This is a genomic window from Mesorhizobium sp. P3_A9 (genome assembly GCF_056402975.1).
In genome coordinates this window covers 1-21,482 of record NZ_JBFUGJ010000072.1, presented here as the reverse complement: position 1 = coordinate 21,482, position 21,482 = coordinate 1, and the positions used below count along the sequence as shown (strand labels likewise).

Annotated in this window: 24 protein-coding genes; 14 read left to right on the top strand and 10 right to left on the bottom strand. The window is 63.2% G+C overall.

Annotation, left to right across the window (positions count from 1 at the left end):
- The 4 genes from AC1DX0_RS13130 to AC1DX0_RS13115 all read right to left on the bottom strand — a co-directional run.
- Positions 1–603, bottom strand: a 603-nt coding sequence (locus AC1DX0_RS13130) for a GIN domain-containing protein (RefSeq protein WP_477355629.1), incomplete at its 3' end; no start/stop codon positions are given.
- 44 nt (positions 604–647) lie between these two features.
- The gene (locus tag AC1DX0_RS13125; RefSeq protein WP_477221999.1) at positions 648–1,214 is read right to left on the bottom strand and encodes a DUF1700 domain-containing protein; all 567 of its coding nucleotides are present in this window, start codon (positions 1,212–1,214) and stop codon (positions 648–650) included.
- A complete protein-coding gene (locus AC1DX0_RS13120; protein ID WP_477221998.1) occupies positions 1,211–1,537 on the bottom strand; it encodes a PadR family transcriptional regulator in 327 nt (108 codons plus the stop codon). The genes AC1DX0_RS13125 and AC1DX0_RS13120 overlap by 4 nt, the downstream gene beginning before the upstream one ends.
- A gap of 165 nt (positions 1,538–1,702) precedes the next feature.
- The gene (locus AC1DX0_RS13115) at positions 1,703–2,908 is read right to left on the bottom strand and encodes a multidrug effflux MFS transporter (RefSeq protein ID WP_477221997.1); all 1,206 of its coding nucleotides are present in this window, start codon (positions 2,906–2,908) and stop codon (positions 1,703–1,705) included.
- A gap of 187 nt (positions 2,909–3,095) precedes the next feature.
- Between AC1DX0_RS13115 and AC1DX0_RS13110 the strand changes: the two genes are divergently transcribed.
- From AC1DX0_RS13110 to AC1DX0_RS13095, 4 genes are all read left to right on the top strand, one after another.
- Positions 3,096–3,785, top strand: coding sequence for a TetR/AcrR family transcriptional regulator (locus AC1DX0_RS13110; RefSeq protein ID WP_477221996.1), 690 nt, complete (start codon positions 3,096–3,098; stop codon positions 3,783–3,785).
- A 145-nt stretch (positions 3,786–3,930) separates the two neighbouring features.
- The gene (locus tag AC1DX0_RS13105) at positions 3,931–4,470 is read left to right on the top strand and encodes an SspB family protein (protein WP_477221995.1); all 540 of its coding nucleotides are present in this window, start codon (positions 3,931–3,933) and stop codon (positions 4,468–4,470) included.
- A 16-nt stretch (positions 4,471–4,486) separates the two neighbouring features.
- The gene (locus tag AC1DX0_RS13100; RefSeq protein ID WP_477221994.1) at positions 4,487–4,681 is read left to right on the top strand and encodes a DUF4169 family protein; all 195 of its coding nucleotides are present in this window, start codon (positions 4,487–4,489) and stop codon (positions 4,679–4,681) included.
- 10 nt (positions 4,682–4,691) lie between these two features.
- On the top strand, positions 4,692–4,919 hold the full coding sequence (locus tag AC1DX0_RS13095; RefSeq protein WP_477221993.1) for a ribbon-helix-helix domain-containing protein: 228 nt from the start codon (positions 4,692–4,694) through the stop codon (positions 4,917–4,919).
- Here the strand turns inward: AC1DX0_RS13095 and AC1DX0_RS13090 are convergent.
- Positions 4,916–6,718 carry a chloride channel protein gene (locus AC1DX0_RS13090; RefSeq protein WP_477221992.1) on the bottom strand — a complete coding sequence of 601 codons (1,803 nt, stop codon included), beginning with the start codon at positions 6,716–6,718 and terminating at the stop codon, positions 4,916–4,918. The two genes, AC1DX0_RS13095 and AC1DX0_RS13090, sit on opposite strands and share 4 nt — an antisense overlap.
- A gap of 149 nt (positions 6,719–6,867) precedes the next feature.
- On the opposite strand from AC1DX0_RS13090, the gene AC1DX0_RS13085 reads away from it, so the two are divergent.
- The 3 genes from AC1DX0_RS13085 to AC1DX0_RS13075 all read left to right on the top strand — a co-directional run bounded on the left by AC1DX0_RS13085 (position 6,868) and on the right by AC1DX0_RS13075 (position 8,659).
- Entirely contained in the window at positions 6,868–7,305 is a 438-nt protein-coding gene (locus AC1DX0_RS13085; protein WP_477221991.1) for a MarR family winged helix-turn-helix transcriptional regulator, read from the top strand.
- A 128-nt stretch (positions 7,306–7,433) separates the two neighbouring features.
- The gene (locus AC1DX0_RS13080; protein WP_477221990.1) at positions 7,434–7,739 is read left to right on the top strand and encodes a hypothetical protein; all 306 of its coding nucleotides are present in this window, start codon (positions 7,434–7,436) and stop codon (positions 7,737–7,739) included.
- Positions 7,740–7,771: 32 nt separating this feature from the next.
- Positions 7,772–8,659: a sigma-70 family RNA polymerase sigma factor gene (locus AC1DX0_RS13075; RefSeq protein WP_477221989.1), complete on the top strand. Its 888-nt coding sequence runs from the start codon at positions 7,772–7,774 to the stop codon at positions 8,657–8,659.
- 29 nt (positions 8,660–8,688) lie between these two features.
- Here AC1DX0_RS13075 and AC1DX0_RS13070 read toward each other — a convergent pair whose 3' ends face one another.
- Complete coding sequence (locus AC1DX0_RS13070) at positions 8,689–12,660, bottom strand: AsmA family protein (RefSeq protein ID WP_477355626.1); 3,972 nt, start codon at positions 12,658–12,660, stop codon at positions 8,689–8,691.
- A gap of 130 nt (positions 12,661–12,790) precedes the next feature.
- On the opposite strand from AC1DX0_RS13070, the gene AC1DX0_RS13065 reads away from it, so the two are divergent.
- Complete coding sequence (locus AC1DX0_RS13065) at positions 12,791–13,777, top strand: Dyp-type peroxidase (protein ID WP_477221987.1); 987 nt, start codon at positions 12,791–12,793, stop codon at positions 13,775–13,777.
- A gap of 30 nt (positions 13,778–13,807) precedes the next feature.
- Here the strand turns inward: AC1DX0_RS13065 and AC1DX0_RS13060 are convergent, their stop codons facing one another.
- The gene (locus AC1DX0_RS13060) at positions 13,808–14,329 is read right to left on the bottom strand and encodes a hypothetical protein (RefSeq protein ID WP_477355623.1); all 522 of its coding nucleotides are present in this window, start codon (positions 14,327–14,329) and stop codon (positions 13,808–13,810) included.
- A gap of 179 nt (positions 14,330–14,508) precedes the next feature.
- On the opposite strand from AC1DX0_RS13060, the gene AC1DX0_RS13055 reads away from it, so the two are divergent.
- Positions 14,509–14,976 (top strand): Imm26 family immunity protein, encoded by a 468-nt coding sequence (locus AC1DX0_RS13055; RefSeq protein ID WP_477221985.1) that lies wholly within the window; start codon positions 14,509–14,511, stop codon positions 14,974–14,976.
- A gap of 118 nt (positions 14,977–15,094) precedes the next feature.
- On the opposite strand, the gene AC1DX0_RS13050 is transcribed toward AC1DX0_RS13055, so the two are convergent.
- Positions 15,095–15,724, bottom strand: a complete 630-nt coding sequence (locus AC1DX0_RS13050) for a TetR/AcrR family transcriptional regulator (RefSeq protein ID WP_477221984.1) — start codon at positions 15,722–15,724, stop codon at positions 15,095–15,097.
- Between the two features lie 78 nt (positions 15,725–15,802).
- Here AC1DX0_RS13050 and AC1DX0_RS13045 point away from each other — a divergent pair, with 78 nt between their 5' ends.
- Positions 15,803–16,312, top strand: coding sequence for a DinB family protein (locus AC1DX0_RS13045; RefSeq protein WP_477221983.1), 510 nt, complete (start codon positions 15,803–15,805; stop codon positions 16,310–16,312).
- A gap of 48 nt (positions 16,313–16,360) precedes the next feature.
- Here the strand turns inward: AC1DX0_RS13045 and AC1DX0_RS13040 are convergent, their stop codons facing one another.
- Positions 16,361–17,776 carry an FAD-binding oxidoreductase gene (locus tag AC1DX0_RS13040; RefSeq protein ID WP_477355620.1) on the bottom strand — a complete coding sequence of 472 codons (1,416 nt, stop codon included), beginning with the start codon at positions 17,774–17,776 and terminating at the stop codon, positions 16,361–16,363.
- A 162-nt stretch (positions 17,777–17,938) separates the two neighbouring features.
- On the opposite strand from AC1DX0_RS13040, the gene AC1DX0_RS13035 reads away from it, so the two are divergent.
- Positions 17,939–18,418: a thioesterase family protein gene (locus AC1DX0_RS13035; RefSeq protein ID WP_477221981.1), complete on the top strand. Its 480-nt coding sequence runs from the start codon at positions 17,939–17,941 to the stop codon at positions 18,416–18,418.
- A 215-nt stretch (positions 18,419–18,633) separates the two neighbouring features.
- Positions 18,634–18,831 carry a hypothetical protein gene (locus AC1DX0_RS13030; RefSeq protein ID WP_013894716.1) on the top strand — a complete coding sequence of 66 codons (198 nt, stop codon included), beginning with the start codon at positions 18,634–18,636 and terminating at the stop codon, positions 18,829–18,831.
- Positions 18,832–18,882: 51 nt separating this feature from the next.
- Here the strand turns inward: AC1DX0_RS13030 and AC1DX0_RS13025 are convergent, their stop codons facing one another.
- Positions 18,883–19,362 carry an Lrp/AsnC family transcriptional regulator gene (locus AC1DX0_RS13025; RefSeq protein ID WP_477221980.1) on the bottom strand — a complete coding sequence of 160 codons (480 nt, stop codon included), beginning with the start codon at positions 19,360–19,362 and terminating at the stop codon, positions 18,883–18,885.
- 89 nt (positions 19,363–19,451) lie between these two features.
- Between AC1DX0_RS13025 and AC1DX0_RS13020 the strand changes: the two genes are divergently transcribed.
- Complete coding sequence (locus tag AC1DX0_RS13020) at positions 19,452–20,450, top strand: EamA family transporter (protein ID WP_477222110.1); 999 nt, start codon at positions 19,452–19,454, stop codon at positions 20,448–20,450.
- Between the two features lie 54 nt (positions 20,451–20,504).
- Positions 20,505–21,482: histidine kinase dimerization/phosphoacceptor domain -containing protein (locus AC1DX0_RS13015; protein WP_477355617.1), on the top strand; the 978-nt coding region annotated here is incomplete at its 3' end.

Here is a 21,482-nt window from a genome sequence, read left to right as displayed (position 1 = left end):
GTCCTGCGGTGCGATGTCGGCATTGCCACTGCCGCTGATCTGGACACTGGCGGTCTTCGCCGTGAGCTTGGCAAAATCGCCTGAACCCGAGCCGGAGATGCGCAAGGAGAGATCCTGCACGCTGCCGCTGGCGCGCACATCGCCGCTGCCGCTGATGCGCAGATCGAGCCCCTCCTGGGCGAGAGCGGAAAGCTCGAGCTTGCCGCTGCCGCTCAACCGCCAGCTGGGGACAGCCGGACCGGTAAGCTGGACGCTGACCGGCAGGCCATCACAATCGAAATCATCGTCGAAGTCGAGCACATTGCCGGACAGGCGCACATGCGAAACCGCCTCGGGATCGCCGCTGACGACGGCCTGGGAAGGCGTGCCGGGCCGATAGGTGACCGTTGCCGGCAGCGCAATCTGAAACTCGCTGGAGACCGGTTCCCAGCCCAGCGTTACCGATCCGGGCTTGGTCGCATCGCCGGAGCTGCGGCAGCTGGAAGCAAAATTCCACCACCGGGCACCTCTCCAGTCATTGCCGGCGATCGAACTGGCCAGCGACAGACAAATCACGGCCACGCAGAGCGACAGCACGGCGGTCCAGGCAAGCGTCTTGTTCATGTTGCACCTGTTATTTCTGCGTGGCGGCGCGCCACGGGGTTGATTCAGGGTTGGCGTGGTTTGACCAGGCGGTAATGCAGGCGCGCATAATCCCCCAGCAGCTTGACCCCGACATTGAGGCCAAGCAGCAGCAGCGAGCCCAATCCGATGCTGGCGGCGGCAAGGCCGACAGCGGCCAGCAAGCGTGCGAACGCCGTGGCCCAGGATGCGAAATGCCAGAACGGCACGACGCTCAACAGCAGCCCGATGCTGGTGATGCCCAGCGCCAGGACCGCAACGCCGAGACCGAGCACGACGAAGCAGAAGACGATGAGAACCGGCAGCAGCAGCAGAATGTCGAAGGCGGCAAGCCCGGTCAGCGCGAGCAGCGCAGCAGCGACGCCGCCCGGGCCGCGATCATGCTCCCAGCGGCGGATTCCTGCCTCCGCCCGCAGCTCCCGTCCCAGCCGCGCCGGATCGCCAAGTGCCTTGGCAACATCCTCCTCGCTCCGTCCCGAGGCCCGTGCCTCGTCGAAATGGGCGGCGTAGTCGGCGACGATTTCGTCGATTTCGCCCGCGGACATTCCGGTCAGGCTGTTGCGCAGGGAAACCAAGAAAGCATCGCGGTTCATTCCATCTCTCCCAGGAAAAGGTCGACGGCATCGACAAAGCTTCGCCACTCTCTGCTGCGCGCCTCGTAGGCGGTCCTGCCCGCTGCGGTGAGCCGGTAGTATTTGCGGGACGGGCCGCTCGTCGATTCGACGAGCCATGTCTCGACGAGCCCATCGCTCTGCATGCGCCGCATCAGCGGATAGATTGTCCCTTCCCCCATGCCCACACGCTCGGCCAGCGTGCTGGCGATCTCATAGGCGTAGCTTTCGCGCCGGGCGAGCAAGGCAAGCACACACAGGTCGAGCGCCCCCTTTTTCAGCTGGACGTCATTTGGATCGGTCATCGTCCGTTCCCGGCAAGTTCAGTACACTCTATTGGAAGGTACCTGTCTATGCAAGATACCCACTTAAACGTGATACCTACGTGATGTACGAGGTGACGCCCAGGGCTGTTCAGACATTAAAAAAGGCCGGGAAAACCCGGCCTTTTCATGGACTGCAAGAGACGCCTACTCAGCTGGCGCTTCAACAGCTTCGCGCGAGCGACCGAGCGTGACCTTGGCCAGCGTGAACGAAATCACCGCGCAGAGCGTGATGCCGGCAACCATCGGCAGCGGCGTACCGTCGAAGAACACGCCGGCAACACCCATGGCGAGCGCGCCGATGGCGAAGTGCAGCGTGCCCATCAGCGCCGAGGCCGTGCCGGCGATTTCGCCATGTTCTTCCATGGCCAGCACCGAGGTTGTCGGGATGACCAGGCCGAGGAAGCCGTAGCCGACGAACAGCAACGCCGCCATCACGTCGAGCCGGTCGACGCCTGTCGCCATGATCGCCAACAGCACCACCATCGTCGAAGCATAGCCGGTCACCGCGACACGCACCACGCGCCGCAGCCCAAAACGCTCGGCCAGCAGCCCGGTCAGCTGCGACATGCCGATGAAGGCCACCGCATTGATCGAGAAGAACACGCTGTAGACCGAAGGCGACAGCCCGTAATGGTCGATCAGGATGAAGGACGAGCTCGACAGATAGACGAAGAAGCTCGCAATGCCGAAGCCGGCGATCGCCACCAGGCCGAGGAAGTTGCGGTCACCCATCAGCAAGCGGTAGCCGGCAAGTGCGGTGCCGAAGGAGGAACCGACGCGCTCTTCCGCCGGCCGTGTCTCCTTGAGCGAGGTCGCGAGCAGGATGGTGGCAAGGGCTGCCGCACCGGTCACCGTCCAGAATACGGCGCGCCATCCGAAATTCTCGATGATCTGGCTGCCGGTCAACGGCGCCAGGATCGGCGACACCGAAAACACCAGCATCAGCAAAGACATCAGCTTGGCGGCCTCATTGCCGGTGTGCAGGTCGCGCACGATGGCGCGCGGCACGGCCATGCCGGCGCTGGCGCCAAGTCCCTGCAGGAAGCGGAAGGCGATCAGCCACTCGATGGTCGGCGCCATTGCCGAACCGACGCCGCCAACCATGAACAGCGCAAGGCCGCCATAAAGAGGCAGCTTGCGGCCGACCATGTCGGAGATCGGTCCGACGACGATCTGGCCAAACCCCATCGACAGGAAGAAGATCAGCAGGCTCATCTGCACGGCCGCGGTGCCGGCGTGCAGATCCGCGCCGATCGACGGCAAAGCGGGCAGGTACATGTCGATTGCGAACGGGCCGATGGCGGACAACAGGCCGAGCACGACCGCGATGCGGAGGAATTTGGGACTCATGATATTGGCTTCTTTCGAAATCTGGTTGCCGCCGCCAGGCGACGTCTAACCCTAGGACGTTCCATCCCATGAGACACCGACACTCAGGAGCAAATTCTACTCGTCCCCAGTGCGAAATCTCTTTATCGTATGTCCACAAATTTAGACACTCTTGTCCAAATCGTCAATCACCTCTATATAGATTTTCATGAGAGCGAGCGTTTCTCCTGACATTTTCCCGCCACGCGGCCACGAGGCCAAGCGCCTGTCGATCGTCGACGCCGCCGCCGGCGTGTTCTGCCGCGAAGGCTTTGCCGGCGCCAATATCGATCTGATCGCCGCGGAGGCCGGCGTCTCGCGCCAGACCGTCTACAACCACCATGGCGACAAGGAAAAGCTCTTCATGGCTGTGGTGCGCGACCTTACCGAGCGCTGCAATGCCGGCATCTTCGCCACCATCGCCACCTTCCCTGACCAGCCTGGCGACCTCGAAGCGGATTTGATCGGCTTTGCCGTGCGCCTGAACCAGAACTGTATCTGCAACCGCGACGGAAAATTCCTGCGCAAGCTGATCCAGACCGAGGGCGAGCGCTATCCCGAATTGTTTGCCGAGTGGCTCGAACAGGGCCCGGGCAGGACATGGCCGGCGATCGCCGCCCGCTTCGCCCGCCTTGCCTATGGCGGCTACCTCACCATCGACGACCCAGACGTCGCGGCGCGCCAGTTTCTCGGCCTGGTCAATGCCGAACTGCAGACCACCTTCATGCTCGGCGGCACGCCGCGCGAGGATGAGGTGGTGCAGTCGGCGACGAATGGCGTGCGCACCTTCCTGCGCGCTTTCGGCAAGCGCCCTGCCCCGGGCAGCGCCAAAAAACACACTGCGCTGGCTAACGCATAACATTTGCGCTTGCGCCAAGCCGCCTTGCCGATCAAATCGTTGGCAATAGTCCTCGCTTCGACGCGGCGGTGGGCTATATCAGGTTTACGCCGCGCTCAAGCTTGATTACAGCTATGCGGACGATTCAACGGAACCCGACCACCACATGGCCGACGACCACATCCGCTACGACATTCTGGCCCAGGAGGCGTTGCGCGGCGTCATGCGCAAAGTCCTGGCCGAGGTCGCACGCACCGGCCTCCCCGGCAACCATCACTTCTTCATCACCTTCCTGACCGGCGCGCCCGGTGTGCGCGTGTCGTCGCGGCTGCGCGAGCGCTATCCCGAGCAGATGACCATCGTCATCCAGTTCCAGTATTGGGACCTGAAGGTGACCGACACCGGCTTCGAGGTCGGCCTGTCCTTCTCCGACGTGCCCGAGAAACTGGAAATCCCGTTCTCGGCCGTGCGCGGCTTCTATGATCCCTCGGTCAATTTCGAACTCGAGTTCGACGTCAAGACCGATGCGCAGCCCGACGAGGAACCGGCTCAACCTGCCCCTGAGCCGCTGACAATCGTTTCCGAAAAGAAGCCGAAAGCCGAGAAGAAGGCCGCGGCCGAAGCGGAGAAGAAACCCGCTGCCGCCACCGACGCCGCCACCAAGGGCGCCGAAGTGGTTTCGCTCGACGCCTTCCGCAAGAAATAAACCCACGGTTCGCGCCATGGCCGACATCGTCAACCTCCGTCAGGCTCGCAAGCAGCGGACGCGGGACAAGAAGCTACGCGTCGCTGAACAGAACCGGGCCCTACACGGCCGTTCCAAGGCGGAGAAGCAACGCGACCGGCTGATCGCCGACAAGGCCGACAAATTCGTCGCCGGCCATCGCCTCGATCCATCAGGCAAGGACGAGCAATGAGCTGTCGGCCGTGAGCGTCGTTGAAAAGCGCTCGGTGACCATTCGCGGCCATCGCACCAGCTATTCCCTCGAAAAGCCCTTCTACGACGACCTCATCGCAATCGCAGCGGCCAGAAAGCTGACGCTCGCCGCCCTCGTTGCCGAAGTCGACGAGACGCGGCCCCGCGACACCAACCTGTCCTCGGCGCTGCGGCTGCATGTGCTGGAGTGGGCGAAACGGGCCGAACGCCTGGATTAGACGCCCTCGACCGCATCCGTCTTTTTCCCACGCCTGGCGCCGAAGCCAAGCAAGGTCGAGCGGTCGCGCTCCTCTGCCTGCTTCCGCGACCGCACGCGCATCAGATCCTTCCAGCCGACATAGCCGACCAGTTGCAGGTTTTCGCGGGTGACGACCGGCAGATGCGAGACATTGGCCATCAACAGCTTGTCCGACAGGCCTTCGAGGTATTCGTCGGGAAAGGCCAGCGTCACCTTGCTTCCGGCAAGCAGTTCGCCGAGCAGCGTCGTCCTGTGCTTGCCGGCGCGGCGCCAGCGCAGGATCGCCGGTGGATCGATGAGGCCAAGCACCTGCCTGTTCTCGTCGATGACCGGAAAGCTCGGGTGCCGGGTTTCCGGCGCGGTCAGGAACGCCGCCGCGCCATGCAGCGTCATCGTCGCCGGGACGCTTTCGACCTGCGACGTCATCACCTCGCGCACCCTGGTCAGCGCGAACGGATCGACACGATATTCGCGCACCAAATGATGCCCTCGCCTGGCAACCTTTTCGGTCAGGATCGAGCGCTTCATCAAAAGCACGGTCACGGCATGCGCCGTGGCGCAAGCTGCAATCAAGGGAACAAGGACATGCGTGTTGCCGGTCAGTTCCACGGCGAAGAACGTCGCCGTCAGCGGCGCCCGCATCGTGCCGCCCATGGTCGCCGACATGGCCAGCAGTGCCCAGAAACCCGGATCCGCTGTTGGCAGGAATCCGCCGAGCACGGCGCCCATCGCGCCACCCATGATCAGCAGTGGCGCCAACACGCCGCCGGAAGTCCCTGAACCGAGCGCCACCGACCAGATGATAGCCTTGACCACCAACAGCATCAGCGCCGCAGTGGCAAGCGTGCGACCGTCCAGCATGTCGGCGATGTTGTCATAGCCGACGCCGAGCGCCCGCGGCTCGATCAAGCCGCCGATGCCGACCACCAGGCCGCCGATCATCGGCCACCACATCCAGTGGATGGGCAGTTTCTGGAAGGCATCCTCGCAGGCATAGACCATCTGGGTGAGCAGCCCCGACAGCAGGCCGGCGCAGATACCGACCAGAACCCAGCCGCCAAGCCCGACGAACGACACCGCCATGCCGCCCTGAAACGGGAAGATCGGCCCAGGCAGATGCAGCACGGTGCGCTCGACCTCGGCAATGATCGCGGCAACCGCCACGGGGATGAAGGAGCGCGGCGTCCATTCGAAGAGCAGCAGTTCGACCGCCAGCATGATGGCCGCGATCGGCGTGCCGAAGACGGTGGTCATGCCGGCCGCGGCACCCGCCACCAGCAGCGTCTTGCGTTCGTTGTCGCTGACCGGCAGCATCTGTGCGATCAGCGAGCCGATCGCGCCGCCGGTCATGATGATCGGCCCTTCGGCGCCGAACGGCCCGCCGGAGCCGATGGAGATCGCCGACGACAGCGGCTTCAGGATCGCCACCTTGGCGCCGAGTTTTGAACGCCCGAGCAGGATCGCCTCGATGGCTTCTGGAATGCCGTGGCCGCGGATCTTCTCGCTGCCGTAGCGTGCCATCAGGCCGATGATCAGCGCACCGATCACCGGCACCACCACCGCGGCAAGCCCAAGCGGCGTATCCTGCAATTTCAGATCGGCGAGCGTGAACTGGCCGAAATAGGCGATGTTGGTGGCAAGCCGGATCAGTTTCAACAGCACGATGCCGGCGAACAGCGCCGCCGTGGCGACCACCACGGCTATCGTGGCAATGGTCAATACGCGCGCGTCGGTGGTGAAATCCCTGAGATGGCCGTTTTCGGAATGATGGGGCTTCATGGCTGGCTTTCTGGCGGCGGCCGGATCTTGGATTTGCGGCACGGCGAAGACGCCGGCGGCTTTGACGGCTCGCTATGTATCGTAACACGATATAAATTCAAGCTGGTTTTGCATCAAAACCGTTTGAGCCTTTTGCCGGAATGGAACAAATGTCTGGAATGACGCAGCCCAAAAAATCACGCCCCGCCATCAAACAGGCCGACTACCAGCGGCTGTCCGAGTTCCGCTATCTGATCCGCCGCTTCCTCGAATTCAGCCAGATCCAGGCGGAAGACGCCGGGCTGACACCGCGCCAGCACCAGGCCCTGCTGGCGATCAAGGGTTTCCCAGGCGGCGGACCGGTGACGATCGGCGACCTGGCGGAGCGCCTGCGCATCCGCCACCACAGCGCCGTCGAACTGGTCAACCGCCTCGGCGAAGCAGGACTTGTCGTGCGGGATCAGGACAAGGACGATCATCGCCGCGTGCTGCTGCGCCTGACCGAGCGTGCAGACGATTGCCTGGCCGAACTCTCGGCGGCGCACCTCGACGAACTTTCTCGCATCGAACCGATGCTGAGGCGCCTGCTCGATCAGGGCCGCGAGTGACGCCCCGGCGTCTTGCGATAGATGACACTTGTCATTTTTTTGCGGCGCCCGAATCCTTTGGCCTTTCCGCAACGTCTAGGGGATGAACGCCTCGAGGGACGCACGCGCAATCAAAAGGAAGACCAGAGATGAAACGTCACCTGATACGCTACAAGATGAAGCCGGAACGGGCCGATGAGAACGAGCGGCTGATCAAGGCCGTTTTCCAGGAATTGCGCGACAAATCGCCGGACGGCGTTCGCTATATGACCTTGCGCGCCGGCGACGGGACATTCGTCCATCTGGTCGAGACGGAAACCGATGCGCATTCTGACCTCATCACCGAGATGGCGGCATTCCAGGCATTTCAAGACGGCTTCAGGGATCGCTGCAGCGAACCTCCGCAACGCGACGAGATGGCCGTGGTGGGCAGCTACCGGGTGCTGGACGAGTAATCGAGGCAAGTAAGATCGCAGAGCGGGAGCTTATGAACATTCCAATTCCCGGCGAGCAGCATGGACTTTTCGAGCGCCTGTTTGGGGAATTGCGCCCCAAGCTGCACCGTTATTGCGCCCGCATGACGGGCTCGGTCATCGACGGCGAGGACGTGCTGCAGGAGGCGCTGGCCAAGGCATTCGAGGCCTTGCCCAGTGCGGGCCCGATCGCCAATCCGGAAGGCTGGCTGTTTCGCATCGCGCACAATACGGCGCTCGATTTCCTGCGCCGCCGCGCCCGCGATAAGACCGCCGCCGATGAGGATCCGGACATGATCGTCGACCCGGTAAATGCCATCATCGATCGTCAGGCCGCTTCTGCCGGGCTGCATACCTTCATGCGTCTTCCCGTCGCACAGCGAAGCAGCGTCATCATGATGCACCTTCTCGGCTACTCCCTGCAGGAAATCAGCACCACGCTCGACACCACAATCCCGGCGGTCAAAGCTGCCTTGCATCGCGGCCGCGACCGGCTGCGCAAGATTGCCGACGAACCCGACGACCGCGCTCTCCCGCGACTGGGMGCCGCCGAGCGTTTGTTGCTCAACGCCTACATCGATCGCTTCAATGCCCGTGATTTCGACGCGGTGCGCGACATGCTGGCGCAAGAGGTACAGCTGGAACTGGTGGCCAGGACACGGCTCAACGGCCACAAGGAAGTCGGCACCTACTTCGGCAACTATTCCCAGGTGCAGGATTGGCACCTCGTGCCCGGCTTCGTCGAAAACCGGCCCGCTATTCTCGTCCGCGATCCCAACGATCCGACGACGCGGCCGACCTATTTCATCCTGCTGGCCTGGCAGGACGGCAAACTTGCCGCCATCCGCGATTTTCGCCACGCCCGCTATGTGGCCGACGGCGCCGAACTGTCCGTTCTTTGAAACGAACTGGGGCGGAGAGCCCTACTGCCCTACTGCAACGACTTCAACAAATTGTCGATCGTGAACGGATTGGCCTTCGGCTTGGCCGGCGGATTGTCGCTGGCTTCCGGCAGCGGCGCGCGCTCGACCTTCGGCTCGGCGGCCTTGCGCTCGGCCTCTAGTCGCGCCTTTTCCTGCGAAGCGATACGCTTCGCCTCTTCGGCCTTCTGCCGCTGGTCTTCATCGGCCTGCGCCTTGGCTGCCTCGTCGGCGGCCTGCTGCTCGGCCGCCGCCTTTGCATCGGCATCAGCCTTTGCTTTGGCCTCAGCATCCGCCTTGGCTTTCGCGTCCGCGTCGGCCTTCGCCTTCGCATCCGCTTCAGCCTGCGCCTGGGCATCCGCCTCCGCTTTGGCCTTGGCGTCCGCCTCGGCTTTCAGCCGCGCGGCCTCCTCCTGCTGACGCAGTTCCTCGGCGGCCTTGTCGCGTGCATCCTGCAGCGCTGCGTAATAGCGCACCTCACGCCGCAGCCGCTGCTTCTCCAGCAACGCCGCCTGCATCGCCTCGACGCGCTGCTGCTCCTTTTCCAGCGCGCGCTGGGTCAGGAACTGCGCCAGAGGCTCGCTGTCGAACTGCCGCTTCACGGCACCAAACGGCCCTTCGGCGGTGAAATTGACGGTCGGCTCGGAGCCGACAAGCGCCTCGTCGCCGGGCTTGTAGGTGATCGCGCCCTTGGCGGAAACCGTGCTTGTGTTGAGGTCGGCCGTGATATCGGCGGACAAGGTTGCCGCCGGGTTTTCGAGGCTGATCGGCGGCACCCTGAGCGTGCCGCCGGCAATCGTGAAAGCGATGTCGGCATCCCCGGCGGCAAAGCTGCCATCGGCGGCAATGTCAGGCGCAAAGCCCGCGGTCTTGGCCACGTCGATGTCGCGCCCGATCGCATCCGCCTTGGCCAGCAAAGTGCTGAACGCATCCGGATTGACGCCGGCGACCTTCAGCCCCTTCAGCGTCGCGGTGCCCGAGCCGGACAGTGCGGCGATCATCCCATCGACCGACTTGCCGCTGGTCGATAGCGTCGTCGAGAAATCGCTGACGCCGCCAATGCCGGCATCCGGCAACACGTTTGCCAGGTCGGCACCCGCCAGTTTCATCTGGCCGGTGAAAAGCCCGGTGCCGTCATTGTTCTTCAACTCGAACAGGCCGGTCAGTGCGCCACCGAGGAATTTTGCCTTGAGGTCCGAAACGCGGATACCCTCCTGGTCGAGCTTCAGCGCAAAGGACGCATCATAGGCGGTGGCGAACGGGCCGGCGGCCAGTGCCGCCGTCGTCAGGTCGAGGTCGGCGGTGAACGGCAGGCTGGATTTCTGGCTGAACGGTGCTGCCGGCCACGCGCCGCCCTTGTCGCTCGCGCTCTTGTCGGCCGCATTTTTGTCGGCCCCATTCTTGTCTGCAAGGAAAGCCGAATCGCCGAACAGCGCCACCGCCATCGGATCGAGGTCGAGTTCGTCGAGTGCCAGCGCGCCGGCCAGATGCGGCACGCCGTCCTTGGCGTCGACGTTGACGTCGCCCGACACGGCCGCCTCGTTGATGGCGCCGCTGACATTGTCCAGCACCAGCAGCCCGTTGCCATAGTCGCCTTGTGCCGAGAGCGAGGTCGACATGCCCGCTCCCATGCCCGGCAGGCCGATGCCCGATGTCATCAGCCAGGGTTCGATATCGGCGGCATCGAGGTTGATCTTGCCCTTGGCGGTAGGGCCTTGCGGCGTATCTGCGATCGTGCCTTCGAAGCCGGCCTTGAAGTCATTGCCGGCGAGGCTGAAACTCGTCGTCAGGCCACCGCCAAACGTACCCTTGGCCGAAATATCGGTCGTTGCCTCACCCAGCATGCCGAGCGGCAGCGCCGGCAGGCCGTAGAGCGCGAGCAGCGCCGTGGCATCGGGGTTTTTGGCGTTGAAGGTCAGTGTCACCGGCGCGTCGAGAAGCTTGTCCGGCGCTCCCTTCCCCGACAGCGAGGCGGAAAAGGCTGAGCCGCCGGCCTTGCCTTGTCCGCTCACCGCCAGGCCCGTCGTGCCGTCGCCATTGTCGGCGGCGCTCGCCACAAGGTCGACTCGTGCGTCCTGGAACAGGTCAGGATAGGCCGCTGCCCGGCTCGCCAGCCCTTTCAGCACGCCATTGTCCGGATAATGCTGTGCGGCAACGTCGATCAGCGGCTTCAGGTCGACAGCAACCACCGAGGCGTCGAGCTTACCCGTCGGGCTCKCCGGAAAATCCTTGATCCGGCCCGTGGCGCTGATCGAGGCGCCRGCCAGCCCGCCGASCGAGAGCCGATCGACTTCAAGCAAGCCGTCGCGCAGCCTCAGCGCCGTGTCGACCGTGTCGGCGGTGAGCCCGCCGGCGCTGACCGGCCCGGCCTTGATCTGGAAATCGAGATCGCTGTTGGCAAAACGGTTGGCGCCCTTGTCGCTGACGAAGATSGAGGCRAAGGCCGCCAGCCCGTCAACGTCGAGTTCACCGCCCTCGAGCCGCATCAGCACCGAGGGCTTTGCATCGTCGGGCTGGCTGGAATCGATACGGCCGGAAAATTTCGCCTTGCCGAGGATCAGCTCAAGGTCGCTGAAGGCCTGGTGGTTTTCCGAAAGGTCGACCTTGGCCTTGAAGCCGGCGGCAGGCAGACGGCGGATCGCCTCGTCGACATCCTTGGACAGCCACGCTGCAAAACCCGAAGGTTGCGCCACGGCCAGCAGCAACGAACCGGTGAAGCCGAAATGGCTCTGCACGTTGAGCACCAGCATGCCGCTTGCTTCCAGCGTGGTGCGGCCTGGCAGTGTCGCGGCGAGCGATTTCACCGACCACCCACCGTCGACCGGCTCAGCGGAAAGATGCACGTCGCGCACTGTGGTGTCGCCGGCCACCACAGCCGGCAGCTTGACCTCGACGGTACCGGGAATGGTCGGCTTCGGCAGATCGAGCAGTGCCTGCTCAAGCCCGGCAATGCGCTGATCCAGCGTCAGGCCGGCGCCGGGCTGAGCCCCCACCGCCTCGTCGAGTTTCACCTGCGCGCCATTGGCTTCGATGGCGAAGTTCGGCTTCAGCCCAAGATCGACAGAGGCCTTGCCGTCGGCTGTGTAGGGATTGTCCAGCGGTCCGGTCTCGAAACGGAATTCGTCGACGCCAAGCTTCTGGTGGTCGAGCGAGAACTTGCCGYTCAGGCGGAAGCCCGGATCGGGCTTGCCGGTGCTGACCTTAACCGTCTCGCCATCGGTGCCGCGAAGCTCGGCGCTGTTCTTGTCGGCACCGGAGATCTTGAACTGGCCGGAATAGATGGCGGCGCCGTTGACGATGCCGGCATTGCCGTCGGTCTCGATGACCAGCGGATACGCATCGGGATCGGCCTTCAGCCGAAGCCGCATCTGGCCGTTGCCTTCGGCCTTGCCGGTCGACGCCGTGACAGTGGTGCGCAACCCGTCCAGCCGCAGCGTGCCGTCCATGCGCCAGGGGCCGGCCAGCGATTTGGCCGAAATGGTCGAGTTGATTTCGGAAAAGATATGACTGCGTCCGCCGGCGGCATGGTGCAGTTCGACCTGCCCTTCCGTCACCGTCAGCTTCTCGATCGAGATCTGGTTGAGGTCGAAGGGCGAGGATGGCCGCATCGCCCAGTCGACGGTGCCGTCATTGGCAATGTCGATCGTCGCCTTCGGCCGCACCAGCCGCATGTCGAAGATCAGCACCTCGCCACGCAGGAAGGGCGCGAGTTCGGCATCCATCGAAAACGTCTCGACCGTCATCGCCGGCTGGCCGTTGGGACCACCGGCGACGGYAACGTTGGAAAAAGTCACCGAGGGGAACGGCAGCAGCCTTGCCGTGGCGTCGCCCTGCACGGTCACCTTGCGGCCGAGGATGGCGCTCGCCTCGCGCTCGAATTCGGCGCGGTAGCCGGTCCAGTCGACAAAATACGGCACCACCAGCGCCGCACACAGCACCAGCACAAACAGGCCACCAAAGATCACGAACAGGCGTGCGAGCATCAGCTCCGAACAGGTTGATTGAAATCTGCCGCACTCTACCCGCATCCGCGTGTCGATAAAGAGGCAATTCATCCAGTATTGCGTCATCCCGGACGATCTGAAACAAATCCGGGAAAAGCGGAGATTTCGGATGTCGGGCAAGAACTGGGACCGCGTGCCGATCGACGCGCAGAGCGTCGATGCGCCGCTTTCGCAGTCGGCGATTTTCCTTGTCGTCACCGTCGCCGGCGGCCAACCAGCCCTGGCCAAGGTTTGCTCCCTGCTYGGCGAACTCGACGATCTGGTCAAGACTGTCGGGTTCCGCGACCTTGGCGGCCACCTGTCGTGCATTGCCGGTATCGGCCGCGATCTCTGGGACCGGCTCAGTCCCGGCCGGCGGCCGCTGGAGTTGAAAGCGTTCGCACCGATCAAGGGAGCGGTCCATTCGGCGCCATCGACCCCGGGCGACCTTCTCTTCCACATCCGGGCCGAGCGGCCCGACATGTGCTTCGAGTTCGAACGTATCCTGCTCGACCGGCTCGGTCCTGATGTCACCGTCGTCGATGAAGTGACCGGCTTTCGCTATTTCGATGCCCGCGACCTGCTCGGTTTTGTCGACGGCACCGCCAACCCGACCGGCCTCGACCTGCCCGCCTCGGCGCTGGTCGGTGACGAGGATGCCGACTTTGCCGGCGGCTCCTATGTCGTCGTCCAGAAATATCTGCACGACATGCAGGCCTGGGCGCGCATTCCGACGCCCGAGCAGGAGGCGATCATCGGCCGCACCAAGATCGACAACATCGAAATCGACGATGACGACGCGCCGCGCAAATCGCACAAGTCGCTGGCCACGATCGAGGATGCCGACGGCAACGAGTACGATATATTGCGCGACAACATGCCGTTCGGCCGCCCCGGGCAAAATGAGTTCGGCACCTACTTCATCGGCTATTCCAGGTATCTCTGGGTCACCGAAAAGATGCTGCAGCGCATGTATGTCGGCGACCCGCCGGGCGCCTACGACCGGCTGCTCGATGTCTCGACGCCGCAGACCGGCACGACCTTCTTCGCGCCGACGCGCCCCTTGCTGCAGGCTCTTGTCGAGGGCGCGCAGCAGCAGCTTCCCGCCGCACGGTAAAGTGGAGGCCGACGGCTCTTTCCGCGAGGATCAGCGTGCGTCGCGCTTCGCTTGCGCCACCTTGCCCGCCTTGCGCTGCCGGCCGAGTTCCGCCGGCCGCACCAGCTTCGGCGCCCGCTCGTTGGCCACGGCCCGCATGCCTTTGTGAGCCGTCCGCGAATTGTACGCGGGACCGTCCGCCGGTGCATTTTGCTTCATGGCCAGTGCCTTGCGCGCATTCCCGACCAGCGAAATCCGAGCCGCCAGCTGGCGCCGACGCTCCGCCTCGCCATTCAGCCGCCGCATCGCCATGGCCAGCACCGCGAGCTTGACCTGCGAGCCGCCATCGGCCTTCGCGGGAGCGGCCCCCTTCGGCGCGCCCTTGCCGCGTATCTCGCGCCGGCGCCGATGCGCCTCGCTCTGAGCCTTGTCGCGCCGCTCGCGCAGCAGCTTGACCAGACCGGAAAGGTCGGCGTCGGAAAGCTCCTGCACCGCCGGATGGTGCGATTTCTCCACCAATTCCGTCTCATCGGCGCTCAGCGCGCGGGCTTCTTCCTTGCGTGAAAYGGCCATGACAGTCCTCCTCAGCCGGCACGCCTGTCTTTTCAGGCCTGCCGTCTGGGGAGACTCGACCCGAATGGTGGCGCGGTCAAGACGAGCTATTGGTTGCGGCCTCAGCCGAAAAATTGTCTGCTGGCGATCCACGACAGTGGACTAGCTCGGTAGCGATCAAGTGACTGGGGGGATCGAAATTGGCGAAACGGCTGCCATATCGCGAGGGCTCGGTTTTTCGGATTCCCTTGTCCGATGGAGGCTTTGCGAGGGGAGTCGTGGCGAGAATGGCTCCGGGAGGACGAATACTTCTGGGCTATTTTTTCGGCCCGAGAATGTTTTCAGCGGATACCAATGCGAGCGATCTTCTGCCAACTGAAGCTATTGTCGTCGGGCGATTTGGCGATCTGCATCTCATAGACGGCAAGTGGGAGATCTTTGGAGAGATTGGAGGCTGGAACCGGGCCGATTGGCCTATCCCAGAATTCATCCATCACGACGCGCTACACATCTTGCCAGACACGATCGTCAGATATTCAGACGACGATATCGTCCGGGGAACCAGAGAACGGAGGCCTGTGATCCCAACAGGCCTCGCTGAAGATGGACTGATGGGTGCGGAGTTTGTCGAAATCAGTTTGAGCAGGCTACTGGCGGGAAGACCGTGAATGCGGGCAGTTGGCTTGCGCACCTGACATTCTTCGCGCCGACTCGCCCCATGCTGCAGGCGCTTGTAGAAGGCGCGCAGGAGAAGTAGGCGGCCGCTCGGGTGAGAGACCGAACCGATCAGCGCGCGGATCGGCCGCGCAGATAGGCGCAGACCAGTTCGATGAGCTCGGCCCGCAGCGCCGGCGAATCGAGTTCGCCATGCCGCGCCGCGCTGTGCACGACCCCTTCGACCGCGCCTGAAAGGACGCGTCCGGCAATCTCGTCCCGCTCGGGATTGGCCTTGCCCGCGGCCGATGCGATCACGGCCTGGTAGCGGCGCAGATATTCCGCCTCGAATGCATCCTGCGTCGAGCGCGCGGCAAGCGGCACCTCGTCGAGCAGGACGCGATGCAAATCCTGATCGACATTATGGGCGGCAACGACGCCATCGATCAGCTTCGCTGCACGCTGCTCGAGGGTCATCGCCGCGCCATGCTCTTCTGAACCGGAAATCGCCGTGAGCACCGCGTCGAGATGGCGTTTGCGGATCTCTTCCGCCAGCGCCAGCTTGTTGGGAAAATACTGATAGATCGAACCGACGCTGACACCGCCTATCGCCGCGGTTTCGTTGGTGGTGAAATCCGCCCAGCCGCGTTGCGCCAGAACGCGAGCCGCCGCCTCGACAATCGTGTCCACGGTCGCACGCGACCGCTGCTGCCGTGGCGCTTTGCGCACGCTTGCCTGCTCTGAGGGAACGCGAGTGGCCATATCAGGGCTTCCCAATCAAAATGCGACTGTCAGCTCACATTTATCCAAGCCCGCAACGCAAGCCAATGAGAGACCGTAATGAGCAGCAAAACACTGCTTCTGTCCCTGTTCCGTTACAAAAGCTGGGCCGACGACGAATTGCTCGCTCTGCTGGCCGAAATCGAGAGCGAACTCCCCGGGGAGCAGCTTGGCGCGATCCTCGAAACCATCAATCACGCTTATGTCGTCGACAGTATCTTTGCCTCGAATATCGAGAAGAAGAAGCACGCCTATCGGGACACCGGCACGAGCAGCACGCCGACACTCGCCGAACTGTCAGCGGCAATCACCGAAACGGATCGGTGGTACCTGCGCTATGTCGAAGAGTTGAAGCCCGAAGAGCTGGCCGAGACGATCCCCTTCACCTTTACGAGTGGCAGTCCCGGGCAAATGTCGCGCGAAGAGATGCTGGCTCACGTCATCACCCATGGCGGCTATCATCGTGGCGAGGTCGGCCGCATCGTCGCCCAATTGTCGAAGCCCACGTCTCCCGACACGTTCACCGGCTATCTCCACCAGGCTGAGCCGGGACGCCGCGCGCCTGTATGATCGGAGGTGCCGGACCCGCGCCGGCTCTGGACTGCGGCCGGATGTTCCCTACCCCACAGCCGGCAATATCTTGCCCGGATTCATGATGTTTTGCGGGTCGAGCGCCTGCTTGATGGTGCGCATGATATCGACGCCGTGGCCGAGTTCGCTGCGCAGGAAGCCGATCTTGCCCTGGCCGATGCCGTGCTCGCCGGTGCAGGTGCCGTCCATGGCGATCGCCCGCATGTTGAGCCGCGCGACGAACTTCTCCGACAGCGCGATCTCCTTGGGATCATTCACATCCATCAGCACCAGCACGTGGAAATTGCCATCGCCGGCATGACCGACGATCGGCGCGATCAAGCCCATTTCGGCGATATCGGCCTCTGTTTCCATGACGCATTCGGCAAAGCGCGAGATTGGCACGCAGACATCGGTCGACAGGCCCTTGGCGCCCGGCCGCAGTGTCAGTGAGGACCAATAGGCGTCGTGCCTGGCCTTCCACAGTTTGGTGCGCTCCTCGGCGACGCTGGTCCACAGGAACGGGCCACCGCCATTTTCCTCGGCGATCATGCCAAAAGTCTCTGCCTGTTCGGCAACGCCGGCATCGCTGCCGTGGAACTCGACGAACAGGCACGGGCTCTCGGGATAGTCGAGCTTGGAATAGTTCTTCATCGCCCGCATCTGCAGCGCGTTGACCAGTTCGATGCGCGCCACGGGAATGCCCATCTGGATCGTCGCGATGACGGCGTTGCAGGCCGCTTCGACACTCGGGAACGGACAGACGCCGCCTGAAATGGCCTGCGGAATGCCTTGCAGCTTCAGCGTCAGCGCGGTGATGATGCCAAGCGTTCCTTCCGATCCGACCAGCAGCCGGGTCAGATCGTAGCCAGCCGAACTCTTTTTCGCCCGCTTGCCAGTCGTCACCGTCTCGCCGTCGGCCATGACAGCGGTCAGCGACAGCACGTTCTCGCGCATCGTACCATAGCGCACGGCATTGGTGCCGGAGGCCCGCGTCGCCGCCATGCCGCCGAGCGAGGCATTGGCGCCGGGATCGATCGGAAAGAACAGGCCGGTGTCGCGCAGATGCCGGTTCAGATCCTCGCGCGTCACGCCGGGCTCGACCGTGCAGTCGAGATCCTGCGGATTGACCGCAAGGATGCGGTTCATGCGAGAGGTGTCGACCGAGATGCCGCCCCCCGGCGCGTTGGTGTGGCCTTCCAGCGACGAGCCTACGCCRAACGCRATCACCGGCACGCRRTGCGCSGCGCARGCGCGYACGATSTYCTGCACCTCTTCAGTCGTYTCCGGRAARGCSACGCCATCSGGCGCCTGCGTCGGGATATAGGTGGTGGTGTGCGCATGCTGSGMKCGGATYGCYTSGCCGGTCTGGAAGCGCTCGCCMAGCTGCTGCTTGAGGATGCCAAGCACSGCSGCRATGCCTTCCTCGTTGCGTTCGACCGGATTGAGGTCGCTCAGAGCCATGAATTCCTCCGCGAATGGACCAGCGCCCACGCTTGTTATGGGGTTATGGATGCCTAAAGCAATTCCAGGAAAAGTGCGAAGCGGTTTTCCGTCCGGAATTGCGTCAGAACAAAAAAGTCTTACCCACCACGCCCTGTCCAGCGCCAGAACAAGGAAGTTTCGATGCCCATCCCCGCCCCCTTCGTCTCCAGGCCCATGGACATCGAGAAGGACTGGATCGATTACAACGGCCATCTCAACATGGCCTATTACAACGTGCTGTTCGATCGCTGCTCGGACGAGGCCTTCGAAGCGATGGGCATGGGGCTGGACTATGTCAGAGAGCGGCGGCTCACCATCTACACCGCCGAGGTCCATGTCTGCTACGTGCAGGAACTGCATCTCGACCACAAGGTCACGGTCTCCTTCCAGCTCATCGACCATGATGCGAAGCGGCTCAGGGCCTACCAGGAAATCCGCCATGTCGACGGCTGGCTCGCCGCCACGTCCGAGACGCTGTCGCTGCATGTCGATATGTCGGGGCCGAAGGTCGCGCCCTTCCCCGCTGATGTTCTGGCCAAGATCGAAGCCATGCGCGCCGCGCATTCGGCATTGCCCATGCCCGAACGTGCCGGCCGCTCAATCGGCATCAAACGCAAATAGACCGGACCTCAAAGCCACACTGGCGATCCAAAATCGCAGAACCCTCAAATCGGCTGGCACCAGTGCTTGAAGCGGCCTGGTGCCCGCGTTAACCTTACCGAGGTTTTAACGGGAACAAGCCAATTGAGCCGTTGAACGACTCAGCAGAGCGGTCGAAAACGTCCGCACTGGGTTGTTTTACGGGCGGCGGGGCGAAGCCGGTTCGAGGGACGTGCATGAAAACCGACATCAAGGTCGAGGTGGACAGGCTGGCCGCTGATCCGCGTATCACTGACTATGATTTCTGGCGTTCGCTCAAGAACGTCGACAACGAGATCTTTCACATCGCCAACAACAACGAGCCGATCCCGTTCGACATGATCCGCTGGCGCAGCATTTTGAAGCGCGCCCGCCTGAAGCGCGGCCACGCATAGCGCCGGTGAGGCTGCCTGGAAACATCGGGTAAACCAGTCAATCGTGCCGTTTCACGGCAACCGCTTCACCGCCGCCAGCGGCGAGCGCGCCACCACAGGCGATGACTGGATGATGGCCGTATTCGTCATCGCATAAGGAATAATCCGGTCGATCACCCGTTCGAGCTCGGTCACCGAGCCGACATGCGCCAAAGCGATAAAACAGTCCTCGCCGGTCACCCGGTCGCATTGCGCGATCTCCGGCAGTTCGCGGATGATCTCGGCCACGACGGCCAGTTGCCCCGGCACCGGCCGGATGCGCAGCCACGCCGACAGTTTCAGGCCAAGGGCCGCAGGATTGATCCTGACCGAATAGGCCTCGATCACACCATTCTCCTGCAGCCGCTTGATGCGCTCGGCGACGCTTGGCGCCGACAGGCCGACCGAGCGCGCCAGCTCCGCCGTGCTCGCGCGTGCATCCTTTTCCAGCAGACGCAGGATCTTCATGTCGGCCGCATCGAGATCGATATTTTCAGTTCGAAGGCGTTTCAATGAAAACTCCTTGCTTCCGCGAACGAAACAGCCTGATGGATCGGCCATTCCTTATATTAAGTGAAAAAATCACCTGCGATACTGATCCGATGAACGATCAGATGCAAGCACCCGCCGCCCGCCCTGCCCCCAGTGGTCCCAGACTCGACGGCCTGGCGACAAAACTGCCACCGCATGTCTGGTTCGGCGTCAGCGCCGTCTTCCACTATCTCGGGCCGGCCTTCGCCGTGCTGCTGTTCCCGCATGTCGGCGTGCTCGGCATGGCGTGGCTGCGCATCGCCACCGCCGCGCTGATCTTCGCGCCGCTGACCCGTCCGTGGCAAACCTTTGCCCGCGCTGATCGCTCGACCCGGCTCCTGCTCGTCGCTTTGGGCGCCTGCCTGGCGGTGATGAACTGTTCCTTCTATCTCGCGCTCGACCGCTTGCCGATCTCGCTGGTGGCGGCGATCGAATTCGTCGGCACCATCGGCATCGCTGTGATCGGTCTGAGAAGCCCACGCAATCTCGCCGCTCTTGCCGTGGCCGTCACCGGCACCTTGCTGCTCATCGATGTCAAATGGTCCAGCGATCCCATCGGGCTGTTCTGGGCCTTCCTCAATGGCGCCCTCTTTGTCGGCTACATCGTGCTCGGCCACCGCGTCGCCCGTGCCGGCGCCGGCGACGGCATCGCCGGCTTGGGTGCCGCCATGGCGGTTGCCTTCATCGTCGTGCTGCCGATCGGCTTCACCGATGCGCTGCCCGCCTTTTTCTCACCGCCGCTGCTCATCGCCGCCATCGGCGTCGGCATCTGCTCTTCGGTCATCCCGTATGTCTGCGACCAGCTTGCCATGTCGCGATTGCCGCGCTCCAGTTTCGCGCTGATGCTGTCGCTGCTGCCGGTCACTGCAACGCTGATCGGCGTCATCGTGTTGCGCCAGATTCCAAGTTTCGGCGATTGCCTGGGCATCGCGCTGGTGGTCGCAGGCGTTGCCTTCCACAAGCCTGCAACGGGCACGCTAGGCACCAAAAAACCTTTCTTATCAATTGGTTGTAAAACTATCGGGTCGGTTCCCGATCCCGCCAAACTGCGACAACACGTCCAGGATTGAACCAATTCCTCACTTGAGCCGTTGTCCCCCACGAAAACGGCTTGGAGTGACACAATGGACTGGAAACGGACCAGGGAGCCTGCCGACGCTTGGCACATGACGGACGACCTTCATGTCGAGCATGGCAAGGGCGACCCGTTCGCGGCGGCCATCCGCGCCACCCGCATGTCGATGATCATCACCGATCCCCGTCAGCCCGATAATCCGATCGTCTTTGCCAATGACGCGTTCCTGCGGCTGTCCGGCTATGGCCGCGACGAGGTCATTGGCAAGAACTGCCGCTTCCTGCAGGGGCCGAAGACCGACAAGGCTGCCATTGCGGAGATACGCTCGGCGATCGAGGACAAAAACGACGTCGCCGTTGACATCCTGAACTATCGCAAGGATGGGTCGACCTTCTGGAACGCGCTCTACCTCAGCCCCGTCTCCAACGACAAAGGCGAACTACAGTTCTTTTTCGCCTCGCAACTCGATGTCTCGGATCGCAAGCGATCGGAACATCGCATCACCGCCGACAAGGACCGCTTCGAGAAAGCGGTGAAGGAGCGCACCGCCGAACTGGAAGCAGCGCTGGAGGCGCAGACCACCTTGCTGCACGAGGTCGATCATCGGGTGAAAAACAATCTGCAGATGATCTCGTCCCTGATCATCATGCAGCGCCGGACCATACAGGACGAAGCGACCAGGCATTCGCTAACCACCATGCTGGAGCGTATCGAGGCGCTGAGCACCGTGCATCGCCGGCTCTACCAGTCGAAGGATGTCAGCCGTTTCGACGTCTCGGACTTCGCCAAGGACCTGGTGACCGATCTACTGACGGCGTCGGGGCGCTCCGGGATCAAGTCGAAACTCGAGCTCGAACCCATTGTGATTTCAGCGGAAAAGGCGACGCCTGTCGCGCTGATGGTCAATGAACTCGTCACCAATGCTTTGAAGCACGCCTTCAAGGAAGGACCCGACGGGACCACGGCCGGCCGCATCGGCATCAAGATGAGCCAGCCCGACGGCCACTTCAACATCGAGGTGTCAGAC

Coding starts and splice junctions, on each gene's coding strand:
- AC1DX0_RS13125 (WP_477221999.1), bottom strand. CDS start 1,214: ATGAACCGCGATGCTTTCTTGGTTTCCCTGCGCAACAGCCTGACCGGA.
- AC1DX0_RS13120 (WP_477221998.1), bottom strand. CDS start 1,537: ATGACCGATCCAAATGACGTCCAGCTGAAAAAGGGGGCGCTCGACCTG.
- AC1DX0_RS13115 (WP_477221997.1), bottom strand. CDS start 2,908: ATGAGTCCCAAATTCCTCCGCATCGCGGTCGTGCTCGGCCTGTTGTCC.
- AC1DX0_RS13110 (WP_477221996.1), top strand. CDS start 3,096: ATGAGAGCGAGCGTTTCTCCTGACATTTTCCCGCCACGCGGCCACGAG.
- AC1DX0_RS13105 (WP_477221995.1), top strand. CDS start 3,931: ATGGCCGACGACCACATCCGCTACGACATTCTGGCCCAGGAGGCGTTG.
- AC1DX0_RS13100 (WP_477221994.1), top strand. CDS start 4,487: ATGGCCGACATCGTCAACCTCCGTCAGGCTCGCAAGCAGCGGACGCGG.
- AC1DX0_RS13090 (WP_477221992.1), bottom strand. CDS start 6,718: ATGAAGCCCCATCATTCCGAAAACGGCCATCTCAGGGATTTCACCACC.
- AC1DX0_RS13085 (WP_477221991.1), top strand. CDS start 6,868: ATGTCTGGAATGACGCAGCCCAAAAAATCACGCCCCGCCATCAAACAG.
- AC1DX0_RS13080 (WP_477221990.1), top strand. CDS start 7,434: ATGAAACGTCACCTGATACGCTACAAGATGAAGCCGGAACGGGCCGAT.
- AC1DX0_RS13050 (WP_477221984.1), bottom strand. CDS start 15,724: ATGGCCACTCGCGTTCCCTCAGAGCAGGCAAGCGTGCGCAAAGCGCCA.
- AC1DX0_RS13045 (WP_477221983.1), top strand. CDS start 15,803: ATGAGCAGCAAAACACTGCTTCTGTCCCTGTTCCGTTACAAAAGCTGG.
- AC1DX0_RS13035 (WP_477221981.1), top strand. CDS start 17,939: ATGCCCATCCCCGCCCCCTTCGTCTCCAGGCCCATGGACATCGAGAAG.
- AC1DX0_RS13030 (WP_013894716.1), top strand. CDS start 18,634: ATGAAAACCGACATCAAGGTCGAGGTGGACAGGCTGGCCGCTGATCCG.
- AC1DX0_RS13020 (WP_477222110.1), top strand. CDS start 19,452: ATGAACGATCAGATGCAAGCACCCGCCGCCCGCCCTGCCCCCAGTGGT.